Raw genomic sequence first — 14,055 nt, forward strand, 5'->3', positions numbered from 1 at the left:
TCACGTGAAAACGAATGATTATGTGAAATATATGACGCAGCAATTTGTCAAATATATAGATACTCCGAGAGATGAGCGAAAAGAACGAAAAGAGGTGCGGAAAGAAACAAAAACGCCCGCTTCCCAGCAGTGGTTCGGTATTTTACCCTATGGCTTCCGTCTTTGGCTCAAGCGGAAAAAATAACCGTAAATTAACGAATAAGGTCCTTCAAAAATGGAGGACCTTATTGATATTCTTCTAAAATGGCAATTTTATTGACCTTTTGGCTATAAGGATCAAATGAAATCGTCACAAAAACACCGAATTCTTTTGACCCTTCCCTCAAAGTTAAATGGTATTGCTTCACTGCTTCATCTTTTCTTTTGCGGTCCCATACTTTTTGTTTGAACAGTACTTGTGCGAGCGGGTACCTTTTTTTTGCTTCTTTAACAGCGATTTCTTCCCATTTGGACATGTGGCGGGCGGTTACGAGCGGTGCGTCTTCTGCGTGAGCGGCAGCGGTGCCGAAGACGAGAAGAGATAGACAAATCACACATTGTTTGATCATCATGCTGTCACCCTTTCTTTGTTTATTATTACCAAATTAGAGCGGGATATGCATTTAATTTCTCACATAACAATCCCAAAAATTTCTAAAAAATTGAAAACGTGAGCAATATGGAGCGAGACTTTGTAATATGGCGAAATCATTCTTTTAAACGAACAAAATGGTTGATTTTGATGTTTTTAAATCTATAAATCGTTGATTATACTCTATTTGTGTAGTTCTTTAAAGAGAACGATTGTCATATCAAGTTACAGTGTTTTACAGGAGGTAAGATATGTTTCGATTGTTTCGCAATCAGCAAAAGGCGAAGACAAAACTGAAAGTGCTGCTTATCTTTCAGCTTTCAGTCATTTTCAGTCTGACTGCCGCAATATGCTTACAATTTTCCGATGATACAAGCGCTGCTTTTCATGATATTGAAACGTTGGATGTCTCACTTCAAACGTGTAAAGACTTTCAGCATACAGATAAAAACTGCCATTATGATAAACGCTGGGATCAAAGTGATTTGCACATATCAGATCAAACAAATACGAAAGGGACTGTATGCTCACCTATTACCTTATTTGCTGAGCTCAAAAATACAGGTGAGAAACTTAATAAATCAAAGTGGAAGTGGGAGCTTCATAAGCTGGAAAATGCCCGCAAACCGTTAAAGAATGGGAATGTGATCGAAAAAGGGTTTGTCTCCAATCAAATTGGCGATTCACTTTATAAAATTGAGACGAAGAAAAAAATGAAACCCGGCATTTATGCATTTAAAGTATATAAACCGGCCGGCTACCCGGCAGACGGCAGTACATTTGAGTGGTCGGAGCCTATGACGCTTGCAAAATGCGATGAAAAACCGACAGTTCCTAAAAAAGAAACGAAGTCGCACGTCAACAAGGAAACAACACAAAAGGATATACAGAAAAAAACAATTAAAGAAGAAACATCTCAAGAAGCTGTAATAAAAGAAAATGAAACTCAAACAGATCAGAAGGAAAGCGGGGAAGAGGATGAAAAAAGCAATGAAGCTGATCAGTAATATTCTTTATGTGATCATCTTTACTCTTATTATAGTGCTGACACTTGTCGTGATTTCAACACGTTCATCCGGGGGAGAGCCGGCAGTGTTTGGGTACACGTTGAAATCAGTTCTGTCAGGTTCGATGGAGCCGGAGTTCAATACAGGTTCCTTAATATTGGTCAAAGAAATCACTGATGTGAAAGAGCTCCAAAAAGGTGACGTTATTACATTTATGCAGGATGCAAATACGGCGGTCACCCACAGAATTGTTGGCATCACTAAGCAAGAAGACCATTTGTTATTTAAAACAAAAGGTGATAATAATGCTGCAGCCGATTCAGCGCCTGTATCCGACGAAAATGTTCGCGCGCAATACACAGGTTTTCAGCTTCCATATGCCGGCTATATGCTTCATTTTGCCAGCCAGCCGATTGGAACGGCAATTTTATTAATTGTTCCTGGCGTGATGCTGCTAGTGTACGCTTTTGTGACGATCACCAGCGCCATCAGAGAAATTGAAAGAAAGACAAAAGCCTTGGAAACAGATACAAAGGACAGCACCATGTCCACTTAACCTCAGTTGTAAACCTGGCAACAGGTTTCGATATAAAAATATTCAATAAAAGGGGAGTTAGCCATGGGTATGAAAAAGAAATTGAGTTTAGGAGTTGCTTCTGCGGCATTAGGATTAGCTTTAGTTGGAGGAGGAACATGGGCAGCATTTAACGATATTAAATCAAAGGATGCTACTTTTGCATCAGGTACGCTTGATTTATCTGCTAAAGAGAATTCAGCGAGTGTGAACTTATCAAATCTAAAGCCGGGAGATAAGCTGACAAAGGATTTCCAATTTGAAAATAACGGCTCACTTGCGATCAAAGAAGTTTTAATGGCACTTAATTATGGAGATTTTAAAGCAAACGGCGGCAGCAATACATCTCCGGAAGATTTTCTCAGCCAGTTTGAAGTGACATTATTGACAGTTGGAAAAGAGGGCGGCAATGGTTACCCGAAAAACATTATTTTAGATGATGCGAACCTTAAAGACTTGTATTTGATGTCTGCTAAAAATGATGCAGCGGCTGCTGAAAAAATTAAAAAACAAATTGACCCTAAATTCTTACATGCAAGCGGTAAAGTCAATGTAGCAACAATTGACGGTAAAACCGCTCCTGAATATGATGGTGTTCCAAAAACACCAACTGATTTCGATCAGGTTCAAATGGAAATCCAATTCAAAGATGATAAAACAAAAGATGAAAACGGGCTTATGGTTCAAAATAAATACCAAGGCAACTCCATTAAGCTTCAATTCTCGTTCGAAGCTACACAGTGGAACGGCCTGACAATCAAAAAGGACCATACTGATAAAGACGGTTACGTGAAAGAAAATGAAAAAGCGCACAGCGAGGATAAAAATTAAAAACAGCAATAAAAAGAGGCGGCCCAGTATATTGTATACTGGGCCGTCTCCATGTTTATTGACAAAAGAGGAGTTAGTGCCTCTGCTCAGGCACTACTCCTCTTTTTGGGATTTTCTCCATTTTTGATAATCTAAAAATTCACGAAATTGTTTTTTCGATACCCCGGATGTCATTGCATCGCGAACCAATTTCTCCCATTCACTATCTAATTGACCATCGTATTCGGTTTCATGTTTCTCATCGAGCAAAGTATGAACCGAGACGTCCAGAACAGCGGAGACTTTTTCGAGAAATTGAATGGAGGGGTTCGTTTGTAGATTTCGTTCTATTGAGCTTAAATAAGACTTCGCTACCCCAGCTTTTTCAGCTAGTTCTGATAGTGAGTAGCCTTTTTCTTTACGGTATTGTTTAATACGCTGGCCAATCAATGTCATCACCTTCCTTGTGATATTATAGCACATTCAGAAAGGATTTACGGTATGACTTCTGGCTGCCGGACCAGGATGAGCAGACTTTTTGTTTAAAAGTAAATATTTTCGTATTTCTTCCGGGCTGATATTTGCCTCTTTGGCTTCCACCATTAATTCAACCCATTCTTGATCCAATTCAAAGTGCTCTTGTTTTGCATTTTTCATGCAGTTTCTCCTCCTAAAATACTTGTTTATGTATTTCAGCCAGTCCGGCCATGACTCATTGTATGCTTCATTAGTCTCTGGAAGTCATTTGCCATTACAATTACCAGAATTTTTTTCCAATATACTTTTATTATAATCGCATTTTCTTAAAAAAAACGAGAATGGTGTCGAATGGTAAAAAAGTTAGCTTGAAATATTATTTTGCAGATAAAACAATCCGCCATTTTCAATTTCAACTGAAATCTTTGGTTGATACAACGTTTTCAGCGCCTGTTTTTCTAGATGGTATTCTTCTGGTTTTTCTTCTATATGCTCGTAAAACTTATCAAGCAATGTCATATCATTTCTCCACCTGTTAACCGCTTGTTCCGCCCAGTCGGACGGCTCCTGCATAGCGGATTTGGAAATATAGTTTTCCATACGTTTAAGCCCGCTTTCTGGTTTGATCATAGGTGAAATAGTGAAGCAATAGTCACATATTTGAGATGTCAGTGAAAGCTGGGTCAGCTTGCTTTGAAAATCTTCAATAATCGTTCCAGAGACTAGGTGAAGACCTAGTGACAATAGCTTATCCTTTTTCATGTCGGACTGGTATGAAATCGTGACATTTATACCAAGCCAAGGCTGAAGTGGGACTTTGGCTCCGGCTGATTCAATTTTCTCATACATTCTGGTAAATCTCCCATTTTGTTTAACAGCTTTAAATATTTGAAAAAGGCGCGGGGCCCCAAAATATATAAATTCGCCATCTAGGTCTTTTGGCGCATTTTCTTTATCTGTAATAAAGGTGATTTTCATTGGATTCGGATCACCGCCTGTCTTCTCACGCCAATGCCAATAGAAAGGGCGGTTCATGATCTGTTTGTCCATTTCAACTGTAAGCTGTACTGTCATATAGCCTAAGCCTTGATCGACGATTTGGCAGCTGTTTGCTTGAAAAAAACGCAGCAGAAAATCGTGAACCTCTCGCTGTCTCACTACTAAAACCTCCTTACAGGCTAAGATCCTCTTTTTTCAGCAGGCTGCTGTTTTTTATAAGACAAAAATGAGGTTAAGTTATCCATTTTTATTTTCATTTCTTCTTCTGTTGCTGAGTGATACAAAATGTCATGAAGGTGTTCTTCAAAATTGTTCACTTGAATTTTCGTTAAAATATCATCAAGTTCGCCAACCACTTTTTCAAACAAATGAATTTTTTCATATAAAAGCTTTAGAATATGCTCTTCCACCGTATGTTTTGTTGCCATGTTATAAATGTGCACGTCACGCTCCTGCCCTAGCCTGTGAATTCTTCCGATTCTTTGCTCAAGTCGCATCGGGTTCCATGGCAAGTCATAGTTGATCATGTGATTGCAAAATTGAAGGTTAATCCCCTCACCGCCTGCTTCAGTTGCAATAAGAACTTGAATCTTTCCGCGGAAAAGGTCCTTCATCCAGTCTTTTTTCCCGCGTTTAAATCCGCCTCTAAACGGCACAGAACTGATCCCGTTTTGTTGAAGAAACCACTGCAAATAAATCTGGGTTGCCCGGTATTCTGTAAAAATGATGACCTTATCGTCAATCTTTTTGATTAAATCAACGACTTGAAGCGCTTTAGAATTTTGTGTCACTTGATTGATGCGCTCTATTAAAACTGAAATCGTATGCTCATCAATGGCAGGTGCTTGTTTCTCTTTTTGATCAAGCATTTTTTTCAGCGTCATATATACCGCTTCTCTGCTTGAACAGCATTCTCTTTGCAAGGTCATAATTGAGAACATGCTGGCCGGCTTATTGATACTTTCCTTCAAGCGAGAAATTTCATCATAAAGGGCCTGCTCTGAAGGAGAAAATTCAATCGGCACTGTTTCAACATGGCGCTGTTTCCAATTCAGCCCGGTATCATGCCGCCTATTACGGATCATGACTTTATTCACAAGATCTTTTAAATGTTCATGCGCTTCTAAACTGGTTTTCTTGTTGGCGAACTCCTCCTGAAAGTGATTCTGGCTGCCTAAATGCCCCGGTTTTAGTAAGGACACCAAATTGAAAATCTCTTCGATACGGTTCTGAATTGGCGTCGCGGTAAGAAGCAGGCAATATTTTTTTACGAGATTCCGGACAAATTCATAGTTCTTCGTTTTGCTATTTTTCAGTTTGTGTGCCTCATCAATAATGACAAGGTCATATGGGATAGACAGAACGATTTCGCGATGGGGCGAGCGCTTTGCGGTGTCTATTGACGAGACGACAATATCGCATTGTTCCCACACATAGCTTTTCTTTTGTTCAACAGCCGGAATCAAAAATTTTTCCTGAAGCTCTTTGACCCACTGTGACACAAGGGAAGCGGGCACAAGGATCAAAATTTTTTTTGCTAACCCGCGAATCATATACTCTTTTAAAATTAAACCGGCTTCAACCGTTTTCCCGAGGCCGACCTCATCTGCTAAAATCGCTTTCCCGTTCATTTTTTCAACCACTTTTTGCGCCACCTCAAGCTGGTGTGGGAGCGGCGTAAAGGAAGGCAGGTATAAAGGAGCACGTAAGCCTTCAAACTCTGGAATTGCTAATGTTTTCTGGATTTCTGCAGAGAGTTTGTATAGTTCCCAGTTCGCCCAAGGGCCATCGTTTTTCAGCCTTTCAGCAAATTCTTCAGGCCATTTTGCATCGTAGATCATTTCTGCATTCATTGCTTTGAAACCGCCTTTCTTATTCTTCGATTCTTAAGATGAACAATATAAGAAAAATCTGCCCAAATTGCTGTTGCCCAGCATATAGTGATGATGGTAGGATATGAGTATGTATTTGATGTAAGATATTGCTATAGTATGTCCACAACAGCATGAAAATATGAGCGAATGACAGCAAGGGGAGAGACCTGACCGAAAACCTCGGGATACAGGCGCCGAAGGAGCAAACTGCTGAGTGAATCTCTCAGGCAAAAGAACTCTTGCTCGACGCAACTCTGGAGAGTGTTTGCGCGGATGCGCAAACCACCAAAGGGGACGTCTTTGCGTATGCAAAGTAAACTTTCAGGTGCCAGGACAGAGAACCTTCATTTTACATGAGGTGTTTCTCTGTCCTTTTTTGTATGTTTTTTAGCTGCGCCGTTGAAAAAGGGGAGGAATTAGATGCTGAAAAGAACGCCGTTATTTAACCTGTATAAGGAATATGGAGGAAAAACGATTGATTTCGGAGGCTGGAAGCTGCCTGTCCAATTTTCTTCTATAAAAAAAGAACACGAGGCTGTCCGAACTGCAGCCGGTTTGTTTGATGTATCCCATATGGGAGAAATCGAAGTATCAGGAAACGATAGTCTGTCTTTTTTGCAAAGGCTGATGACAAATGATGTTTCCGCGTTAACACCGGGACGTGCTCAATATACGGCGATGTGTTATCCGGATGGCGGAACCGTCGATGATTTGCTTATCTATCAAAAAGGAGAAAACCGCTATCTGCTTGTCATTAATGCTTCTAATATAGATAAAGACTTGGCTTGGATGAAAGAACATGCAGCAGGTGATGTGCAGATTGACAATCAGTCAGATCAAATCGCGCTCTTGGCTGTACAGGGGCCGAAAGCAGAAGCAATCTTAAAAAATCTGACAGCTGCAGATGTGTCTGCCTTAAAGCCGTTTGCGTTTATGGATGAAGCCGATATTAGCGGCTGCAAAGCGCTTATTTCCCGAACTGGCTATACGGGTGAAGACGGGTACGAAATTTACTGCCGCAGTGATGATGCTGTTCATATTTGGAAAAAAATCATTGATGCAGGGGATGCATATGGACTGATTCCATGTGGTCTCGGAGCACGTGATACGCTTCGATTTGAAGCGAAGCTCCCGTTGTATGGTCAGGAGCTGACCCGGGATATTACACCGATTGAAGCAGGTATAGGCTTTGCCGTAAAGCACAAAAAGGAGTCTGACTTTTTCGGGAAATCAGTATTGAGTGAACAAAAAGAAAACGGAGCGAAGCGTAAACTTGTCGGTCTCGAAATGATTGACAAAGGGATACCGCGGCACGGATATGAAGTTTTTCATAATGGCAAATCCGTAGGAAAGGTGACAACCGGCACGCAGTCACCCACATTAGGGAAAAACGTCGGCCTTGCCTTAATTGCTTCGGAAGCGAGTAATATCGGGACTGTTGTAGATGTAGAGATTCGCAAAAAATTAGTGAAAGCAAAGGTTGTCAAAACACCATTTTATAAACGCTAATATTTTTCTTGGAGAGAGGAGTCAACACATGAAGCACCGTTATTTGCCCGCAACAGAAAAGGATAAACAGGAAATGCTTGCCGCGATCGGCGTAAGCAGCGTCGATGATTTATTTGCTGATATACCGGAGAACGTCAAATATAAAAAAGAGTATCAAATCAAAAAAGCGAAATCAGAAACGGAATTAACAAGAGAACTGACAAATCTGGCCTCTAAAAATCGTGATACCGTACAATATGCTTCTTTCTTGGGAGCGGGTGTATATGACCACTATCAGCCTGTCATTGTGGATCATGTCATTTCGCGCTCTGAGTTTTATACCGCATATACGCCTTATCAGCCAGAGATTTCACAAGGAGAGCTTCAGGCGATTTTTGAATTCCAAACGATGATCTGTGAGCTGACGGGAATGGATATCGCCAACTCCTCTATGTATGATGGCGGTACAGCTTTGGCAGAAGCAGCAATGCTTGCTTCAGGCCACACGAAAAAGAAAAAAATCGTTGTGTCAAAAACCGTGCATCCTGAATCACGGGAAGTGCTGAAAACGTACGCAAAAGGTCAGTATATCGAAGTTGTTGAAGTACCCGCTGCAGATGGCGTTACAGATCTTGATGCTTTGCGCCAAACCGTTTGCGAGGACACAGCCGCAGTGATCGTTCAATACCCGAATTTTTTTGGCCGGATTGAGCCGTTAAAGGATATTGAGCCTATTGCTCATCAAGGGAAATCCATGTTTATTGTATCAGCCAACCCGCTTGCACTTGGCCTCCTCACGCCACCTGGCAAGTTTCACTCTGATATCGTCGTCGGTGATGCGCAGCCTTTCGGCATTCCTTCAGCATACGGCGGCCCGCACTGTGGCTTTTTTGCCGTTACGAAAAAATTGATGAGAAAGGTGCCGGGCCGCCTCGTCGGGCAAACGGAAGACGAAAACGGGAAAAGAGGCTTTGTGCTTACATTGCAAGCCAGGGAGCAGCATATTCGCCGGGATAAAGCAACATCAAATATTTGCTCGAACCAAGCGTTAAATGCGCTGGCGGCATCAGTGGCCATGACTGCTCTCGGAAAAAACGGTGTAAAAGAAATAGCCCGCCAAAATCTCTTAAAAGCCAACTATGCAAAGCAAGAAGCAAAAAAAGCAGGCCTTACCGTTATGTTTGACGGATCGATGTTTAATGAATTTGTCATCAAACTGAAGGAACCAGTGAGAGCTGTGAACCAGCGTTTGCTGGCAAAAGGAATGATTGGCGGATATGATCTTGGGCTGACGTACCCGGAGCTAAACTGTCATATGCTGGTTGCTGTAACGGAGCTGAGAACAAAAGAAGAAATTGACGCACTCATTCAGGAATTGGGGGATCGCCATGAGTAATCAGGATCAGGCACTTATTTTTGAGCTTTCCAGAGAAGGCCGTATCGGCTACAGTCTGCCGGAGCTCGATGTACCGGAAATCGAATTGGAGGGCCTCTTGTCAGACACCTATATTCGTGACGAAGACGCAGCGCTGCCGGAGGTTTCAGAGCTGGATATCATGCGCCATTATACGGCGCTCTCCAAACGCAATCACGGAGTGGATTCCGGCTTTTACCCGCTCGGTTCTTGCACGATGAAATACAATCCGAAAATCAATGAGAAAATCGCGCGTATTCCCGGTTTTGCTGCGATTCACCCCCTTCAGGATGAAAGCACGGTACAAGGCGCGTTAGAGCTTTTATATGATTTAAGCAAGCACCTTGAAGAAATAACGGGAATGGATGAAGTAACGCTTCAGCCTGCTGCCGGAGCGCACGGTGAATGGACGGGGCTGATGATGATCCGCGCCTATCATGAAGCGCGCGGGGATTTCAAACGGACGAAAGTCATTGTCCCTGATTCCGCGCACGGGACGAATCCTGCATCAGCGACAGTAGCAGGCTTTGAAACTGTTACGGTGAAATCGAATGAAAATGGTCTTGTTGATTTAGAGGATTTAAAAAGAGCAGTGAATGAAGAAACTGCAGCTCTTATGCTGACGAATCCGAACACGCTCGGCTTGTTTGAGGAACAGATTACAGAGATGGCGGAGATTGTTCACGAAGCGGGAGGGAAATTGTACTATGACGGCGCTAATTTAAATGCCGTTTTAAGCAAAGCGAGACCTGGGGATATGGGATTTGACGTGGTGCACCTCAACCTGCATAAAACATTCACAGGCCCTCATGGCGGCGGAGGCCCCGGCTCAGGCCCTGTCGGCGTAAAACAAGATCTGATTCCGTATTTGCCAAAACCCGTTTTAGTCAAAAAAGAAGGGCGCTTTACGTTTGATTATGACCGCCCTCATGCGATCGGCCGCGTGAAGCCGTATTACGGCAACTTTGGCATTAATGTCAGAGCGTATACGTACATCCGTTCCATGGGGCCTGACGGGTTACAAGCTGTTACTGAGAACGCAGTGTTAAACGCCAACTATATGATGAGAAAGCTCGCGCCTTATTACGATCTTCCGTTTGACCGCCATTGCAAGCATGAATTTGTATTGTCAGGGAAGCGGCAGAAAAATCTGGGAGTGCGTACGCTTGATATTGCAAAACGGCTGCTTGATTTCGGCTATCATCCGCCGACAATTTATTTCCCGCTTAATGTTGAAGAATGCATCATGATTGAGCCGACAGAGACAGAATCAAAGGAAACACTGGATGCGTTTATTGATGCTATGATTCAAATCGCAAAAGAAGCGGAGGAGAATCCGGAGCTTGTTCAGGAGGCGCCGCATACAACGATTGTAAAACGAATGGATGAAACAAAAGCGGCGAGACACCCGGTGCTCAGATACGAGGCGGAAGAGAAATAAATAAAAACAGCTGTCTGCCAGACAGCTGTTTTGCTTTATTTCTTCGCTTTAATCTTTCCGCCCCATTTTTTAAAGCCGCCTTTTAGGTTATAAATCTCAGTGCAGCCGTTTTTGCGCAGGGTTTGTGCCGCGCGTCCGCTGCGGACACTGTTTTGGCAGTATAGGTAAACAGGCTTGTCCGGACGGATTTCATTTTTTCTCTGTTTCAGCTGAGACAGCGGGATGTTGCGGGCGCCCAAAATATGTCCGCCCTCAAACTCATTCGGTTCACGAACGTCAATAAGCTGCGCTTTGCGGTAACCCGCGCGGAATTCTTCTTCGGTAAGTGTTTTCATAATACGCTGCTGATAAACATATGAAGCAATCATATAGACAATAAATGCAGCAAAAATAATCAAAACGATCATATTAGACAATGTGATTCTACTCCTTTAGCATATAAAATCAAAACCCTGCTTCATAAAACAAGGTCATAGAGCCGTTTTCGACAAATACTATTATAGTAAAGCACAGCGTGATTGTCATCTATAATGGAACTAAAATATTTTTCATTTTCCCGGCAGTTTGATAAACTGATTCTATTAAAACGGTAAGGAAGGTCTTAAAATGCAAAAAGAAACTTGGCGGTTTATAGACTCAGGCAATGCAAGTCCTGCATTCAATATGGCGCTTGATGAAGCGCTTTTATATTGGCATAGCGAGAAGAAAATTCCCCCGGTTATCCGTTTTTATGGCTGGAATCCGGCGACGCTTTCTGTAGGGTATTTTCAAAATATTAAAAAGGAAATCAATTTTGAAGCAGTACATAAGTATAATCTCGGATTCGTCAGACGCCCGACCGGAGGGAGAGGCGTTCTGCACGATCAGGAATTGACATACAGCGTGATTGTTTCGGAAGAGCACCCCGAAATGCCGGCGACTGTTACTGAGGCATACAGGGTTATTTCAGAAGGCATACTTCAAGGCTTTAGAAATCTCGGCCTGGATGCTTACTTTGCCATCCCGAGAACCGAAAAAGAAAAAGAAAGCTTAAAAAATCCGCGGTCATCCGTTTGTTTTGACGCGCCTTCGTGGTATGAGCTAGTGGTTGAGGGCCGCAAGGTGGCGGGAAGCGCACAAACGAGACAAAAAGGCGTGATTCTTCAGCATGGCTCCATTCTTCTTGATTTGGATGAGGACAAGCTGTTCGATCTGTTCTTATATCCAAGTGAAAGAGTAAGAGAGCGGATGCAGCGCAATTTCAAAAATAAAGCGGTCGCCATTAATGAACTCACCGAAAAACGGGTGACGATGGATGAGGCTCGTAAAGCCTTTAAAGAAGGATTTGAAACAGGTCTTAACATTCATCTGGAGCCGTACGAACTTTCTCAGGAAGAGCTTGACTTCGTTCATCACTTGGCTGAAACAAAGTATGCTTCAGATGAATGGAATTATAAGCGGTAAACAGGGCTTTTGACCCGCGGAGCATCCTTGTTTTTTCAAGTTCATTAGTGTAAACTTGTAATGGTTTATAAAGTTAAGGTGCTTTTTGGGAGGGTTTCGATGACAACACCAAGTATGGAAGATTATATTGAACAGATTTATATGCTGATTGAAGAAAAAGGATATGCACGAGTTTCCGATATCGCGGAAGCATTGGCAGTCCATCCCTCCTCTGTAACAAAAATGGTTCAAAAACTAGATAAAGACGAATATTTAATTTATGAAAAATATCGCGGTCTCGTGTTAACGTCTAAAGGGAAAAAAATAGGCGAACGGTTGGTATACAGACATGAATTGCTTGAGCAGTTTTTAAGAATCATTGGTGTTGATGAAGAGAAAATATATAACGATGTCGAAGGAATCGAACATCATTTAAGCTGGAACAGCATTGATCGCATCGGGGATCTTGTTCAATATTTTGAAGAAGATGATACCCGTAAAAAAGATCTGAAATCAATCCAAAAGAAAACAGAACATCATAATCAGTAAAAAGGCGGTCTCAAAGGAGGCCGTCTTTTTTGACGCGGTGCGCCACCCGTCATTCGTTGGTCTATTTCTTCGCGTGTTTTCTTAAAATGGTAATAAACGATCAGATGGAGGGGGAGGGAATGAGATGTATATTGACGGTGTGTTTTCCGGCGGAGGAGTAAAAGGCATTGCGCTTGCAGGTGCTTATGAAGCGCTTGAGGAAAAAGGCTTCCGCTTTAAAAGGGTTGCGGGTACAAGCGCGGGCGCCATTATTGCCGCTTTTATTGCGTCAGGTTACACCAGTAAGGAAATCCACGCTTTAATTGAAGAAGTGGACGGAGAGAAATTGCTGGATCAGAGGTACTCTTTTCTCCCCTTAAAAATGCTCCAGTGGGTGTCCATATACTGGCGTCTTGGATTATACAAAGGCGATACGATAGAAAAATGGATTGCTGATCTGTTAAGAGCGAAAGGCATAAGGGTTTTCGGCGATTTGCAGAAAGGGTCTCTGCGCCTTATTGCTTCTGATCTGACAAACGGCACCATGATTGTTTTGCCGGACGATTTGCCCCGTTACGGGTTAAATCCCGATATGTTCCCGGTTGCCAGAGCGGTCAGAATGAGCTGCAGCATTCCGTATTTTTTTGAACCGATAAAATTAAAAACGGACACAGGCACCGCCACGGTTGTTGACGGTGGTGTGTTAAGTAATTTCCCCATCTGGCTGTTTTCAAAGGAAAGAAAGCGGCCTGTGATCGGTGTGACGCTTGCGCCGCGTGAAAGGGAACGTCCGAAAAAAAATATCCGCAACGCTTTCGAACTGTTCGGCGCCCTGTTTGAAACGATGAAGGATGCCCATGACGCAAGACACATAGCATCACGCTATGAACAAAATATTATTTTTCTCCCTGTTGATGACGTAATGGCGACTGATTTTCATTTAACGCAACAAAAAAAACTAGCCCTGATTGAGCTAGGTAAAAGACGGACAGAGCTGTTTTTAAAGCAGTGGACCTATTAAAAAAGCGCTCTGTTTTTCTTTTTATTTTTTTTCCCTTCTATAACAGTCAGCTGAGTCTGGCTTTTTTTCTTGAGAATCATCGGCTTAGGCTTGCTGGCGCTCGGAACGCTTCGCAGGTGGCTGACACGTCCCTTATGTCCGGCGCGGTGTTTTGCTTTTTGTTCTTTCATCCGGCGCCGCGATTGTTTCGCCGCTTTTTTAAAGGCTGCTCCTTCGCTGCCCACATTTCGATTCATTACATATTTCACAATAAAATAAATAATGATACCTGCCACGATGACGGTAACCGCCATTTTTGCCATTTCCCCGGGATTGGTTACCAGCACATAGAGGAAACCGAACGCTCCCAGCGCAATTAATACAGCAACAATAGGTTGTACACGATGATTCATAACTGTCCACCTCCGAAAGTAGTAGCAGGGCAACGGA

At 42.6% G+C, this 14,055-nt stretch carries 17 protein-coding genes and 1 riboswitch; of the genes, 10 read left to right on the forward strand and 7 right to left on the reverse strand.

Annotation, left to right across the window (positions count from 1 at the left end):
• The first annotated feature begins 4 nt into the window (after window positions 1-4).
• Window positions 5-184 carry a YqzE family protein gene (locus NZD81_RS03445; protein WP_014480252.1) on the forward strand — a complete coding sequence of 60 codons (180 nt, stop codon included), beginning with the start codon at window positions 5-7 and terminating at the stop codon, window positions 182-184.
• A gap of 40 nt (window positions 185-224) precedes the next feature.
• On the opposite strand, the gene NZD81_RS03450 is transcribed toward NZD81_RS03445, so the two are convergent.
• Window positions 225-551, reverse strand: coding sequence for a YqzG/YhdC family protein (locus NZD81_RS03450; protein WP_014664589.1), 327 nt, complete (start codon window positions 549-551; stop codon window positions 225-227).
• A gap of 271 nt (window positions 552-822) precedes the next feature.
• Between NZD81_RS03450 and tapA the strand changes: the two genes are divergently transcribed.
• The 3 genes from tapA (at window position 823) to tasA (ending at window position 2,983) form a co-directional block, all read left to right on the forward strand.
• Window positions 823-1,578, forward strand: coding sequence for an amyloid fiber anchoring/assembly protein TapA (gene tapA / locus NZD81_RS03455; protein WP_282372662.1), 756 nt, complete (start codon window positions 823-825; stop codon window positions 1,576-1,578).
• Entirely contained in the window at window positions 1,562-2,134 is a 573-nt protein-coding gene (gene sipW, locus NZD81_RS03460) for a signal peptidase I SipW (RefSeq protein WP_014664587.1), read from the forward strand. The genes tapA and sipW overlap by 17 nt, the downstream gene beginning before the upstream one ends.
• Window positions 2,135-2,197: 63 nt before the next feature.
• Window positions 2,198-2,983: a biofilm matrix protein TasA gene (gene tasA, locus NZD81_RS03465; RefSeq protein WP_014664586.1), complete on the forward strand. Its 786-nt coding sequence runs from the start codon at window positions 2,198-2,200 to the stop codon at window positions 2,981-2,983.
• A 93-nt stretch (window positions 2,984-3,076) separates the two neighbouring features.
• Here tasA and sinR read toward each other — a convergent pair whose 3' ends face one another.
• The 4 genes from sinR to NZD81_RS03485 form a co-directional block, all read right to left on the reverse strand.
• Window positions 3,077-3,412, reverse strand: a complete 336-nt coding sequence (gene sinR / locus NZD81_RS03470) for a transcriptional regulator SinR (RefSeq protein ID WP_003226345.1) — start codon at window positions 3,410-3,412, stop codon at window positions 3,077-3,079.
• Window positions 3,413-3,445: 33 nt separating this feature from the next.
• Complete coding sequence (sinI, locus tag NZD81_RS03475) at window positions 3,446-3,619, reverse strand: anti-repressor SinI (RefSeq protein WP_003230187.1); 174 nt, start codon at window positions 3,617-3,619, stop codon at window positions 3,446-3,448.
• 183 nt (window positions 3,620-3,802) lie between these two features.
• The gene (locus tag NZD81_RS03480; protein ID WP_014664585.1) at window positions 3,803-4,597 is read right to left on the reverse strand and encodes a YqhG family protein; all 795 of its coding nucleotides are present in this window, start codon (window positions 4,595-4,597) and stop codon (window positions 3,803-3,805) included.
• Window positions 4,598-4,617: 20 nt separating this feature from the next.
• A complete protein-coding gene (locus NZD81_RS03485; protein WP_069149860.1) occupies window positions 4,618-6,291 on the reverse strand; it encodes a DEAD/DEAH box helicase in 1,674 nt (557 codons plus the stop codon).
• 168 nt (window positions 6,292-6,459) lie between these two features.
• A riboswitch (glycine riboswitch) is annotated at window positions 6,460-6,561 on the forward strand.
• A 171-nt stretch (window positions 6,562-6,732) separates the two neighbouring features.
• Here NZD81_RS03485 and gcvT point away from each other — a divergent pair.
• Genes gcvT through gcvPB form a run of 3 tightly spaced genes read left to right on the forward strand, consistent with a single transcriptional unit; the run spans window position 6,733 to window position 10,655 of the window.
• Window positions 6,733-7,821: a glycine cleavage system aminomethyltransferase GcvT gene (gcvT, locus tag NZD81_RS03490; RefSeq protein ID WP_282372661.1), complete on the forward strand. Its 1,089-nt coding sequence runs from the start codon at window positions 6,733-6,735 to the stop codon at window positions 7,819-7,821.
• A 28-nt stretch (window positions 7,822-7,849) separates the two neighbouring features.
• A complete protein-coding gene (gene gcvPA / locus NZD81_RS03495; RefSeq protein ID WP_289859565.1) occupies window positions 7,850-9,196 on the forward strand; it encodes an aminomethyl-transferring glycine dehydrogenase subunit GcvPA in 1,347 nt (448 codons plus the stop codon).
• On the forward strand, window positions 9,189-10,655 hold the full coding sequence (gcvPB, locus tag NZD81_RS03500) for an aminomethyl-transferring glycine dehydrogenase subunit GcvPB (protein WP_206868985.1): 1,467 nt from the start codon (window positions 9,189-9,191) through the stop codon (window positions 10,653-10,655). The genes gcvPA and gcvPB overlap by 8 nt, the downstream gene beginning before the upstream one ends.
• Window positions 10,656-10,690: 35 nt before the next feature.
• Here the strand turns inward: gcvPB and NZD81_RS03505 are convergent, their stop codons facing one another.
• On the reverse strand, window positions 10,691-11,071 hold the full coding sequence (locus NZD81_RS03505; RefSeq protein ID WP_014664580.1) for a rhodanese-like domain-containing protein: 381 nt from the start codon (window positions 11,069-11,071) through the stop codon (window positions 10,691-10,693).
• Window positions 11,072-11,261: 190 nt separating this feature from the next.
• On the opposite strand from NZD81_RS03505, the gene lipM reads away from it, so the two are divergent.
• The 3 genes from lipM to NZD81_RS03520 all read left to right on the forward strand — a co-directional run bounded on the left by lipM (window position 11,262) and on the right by NZD81_RS03520 (window position 13,626).
• Window positions 11,262-12,098 carry an octanoyltransferase LipM gene (lipM, locus tag NZD81_RS03510; protein ID WP_014664579.1) on the forward strand — a complete coding sequence of 279 codons (837 nt, stop codon included), beginning with the start codon at window positions 11,262-11,264 and terminating at the stop codon, window positions 12,096-12,098.
• A 99-nt stretch (window positions 12,099-12,197) separates the two neighbouring features.
• The gene (mntR, locus tag NZD81_RS03515; RefSeq protein WP_289859570.1) at window positions 12,198-12,626 is read left to right on the forward strand and encodes a transcriptional regulator MntR; all 429 of its coding nucleotides are present in this window, start codon (window positions 12,198-12,200) and stop codon (window positions 12,624-12,626) included.
• A 124-nt stretch (window positions 12,627-12,750) separates the two neighbouring features.
• Window positions 12,751-13,626: a patatin-like phospholipase family protein gene (locus NZD81_RS03520; RefSeq protein WP_014664577.1), complete on the forward strand. Its 876-nt coding sequence runs from the start codon at window positions 12,751-12,753 to the stop codon at window positions 13,624-13,626.
• Here NZD81_RS03520 and NZD81_RS03525 read toward each other — a convergent pair.
• On the reverse strand, window positions 13,623-14,018 hold the full coding sequence (locus NZD81_RS03525; protein ID WP_289859574.1) for an SA1362 family protein: 396 nt from the start codon (window positions 14,016-14,018) through the stop codon (window positions 13,623-13,625). The genes NZD81_RS03520 and NZD81_RS03525 overlap by 4 nt on opposite strands.
• Between the last annotated feature and the right edge of the window lie 37 nt (window positions 14,019-14,055).

The sequence above is a fragment of the Bacillus sp. B.PNR1 genome, assembly GCF_030386235.1.
Lineage (GTDB): Bacteria > Bacillota > Bacilli > Bacillales > Bacillaceae > Bacillus > Bacillus stercoris.

What these genes read in the sequence shown, in the direction of transcription:
- NZD81_RS03485 (WP_069149860.1), bottom strand. Translation starts at nt 6,291, where the DNA reads ATGAATGCAGAAATGATCTACGATGCAAAATGGCCTGAAGAATTTGCT.
- NZD81_RS03450 (WP_014664589.1), bottom strand. Translation starts at nt 551, where the DNA reads ATGATGATCAAACAATGTGTGATTTGTCTATCTCTTCTCGTCTTCGGC.
- sinI (WP_003230187.1), bottom strand. Translation starts at nt 3,619, where the DNA reads ATGAAAAATGCAAAACAAGAGCACTTTGAATTGGATCAAGAATGGGTT.
- NZD81_RS03525 (WP_289859574.1), bottom strand. Translation starts at nt 14,018, where the DNA reads ATGAATCATCGTGTACAACCTATTGTTGCTGTATTAATTGCGCTGGGA.
- lipM (WP_014664579.1), top strand. Translation starts at nt 11,262, where the DNA reads ATGCAAAAAGAAACTTGGCGGTTTATAGACTCAGGCAATGCAAGTCCT.
- sipW (WP_014664587.1), top strand. Translation starts at nt 1,562, where the DNA reads ATGAAGCTGATCAGTAATATTCTTTATGTGATCATCTTTACTCTTATT.
- NZD81_RS03520 (WP_014664577.1), top strand. Translation starts at nt 12,751, where the DNA reads ATGTATATTGACGGTGTGTTTTCCGGCGGAGGAGTAAAAGGCATTGCG.
- gcvPA (WP_289859565.1), top strand. Translation starts at nt 7,850, where the DNA reads ATGAAGCACCGTTATTTGCCCGCAACAGAAAAGGATAAACAGGAAATG.
- gcvPB (WP_206868985.1), top strand. Translation starts at nt 9,189, where the DNA reads ATGAGTAATCAGGATCAGGCACTTATTTTTGAGCTTTCCAGAGAAGGC.
- tasA (WP_014664586.1), top strand. Translation starts at nt 2,198, where the DNA reads ATGGGTATGAAAAAGAAATTGAGTTTAGGAGTTGCTTCTGCGGCATTA.
- mntR (WP_289859570.1), top strand. Translation starts at nt 12,198, where the DNA reads ATGACAACACCAAGTATGGAAGATTATATTGAACAGATTTATATGCTG.
- gcvT (WP_282372661.1), top strand. Translation starts at nt 6,733, where the DNA reads ATGCTGAAAAGAACGCCGTTATTTAACCTGTATAAGGAATATGGAGGA.
- tapA (WP_282372662.1), top strand. Translation starts at nt 823, where the DNA reads ATGTTTCGATTGTTTCGCAATCAGCAAAAGGCGAAGACAAAACTGAAA.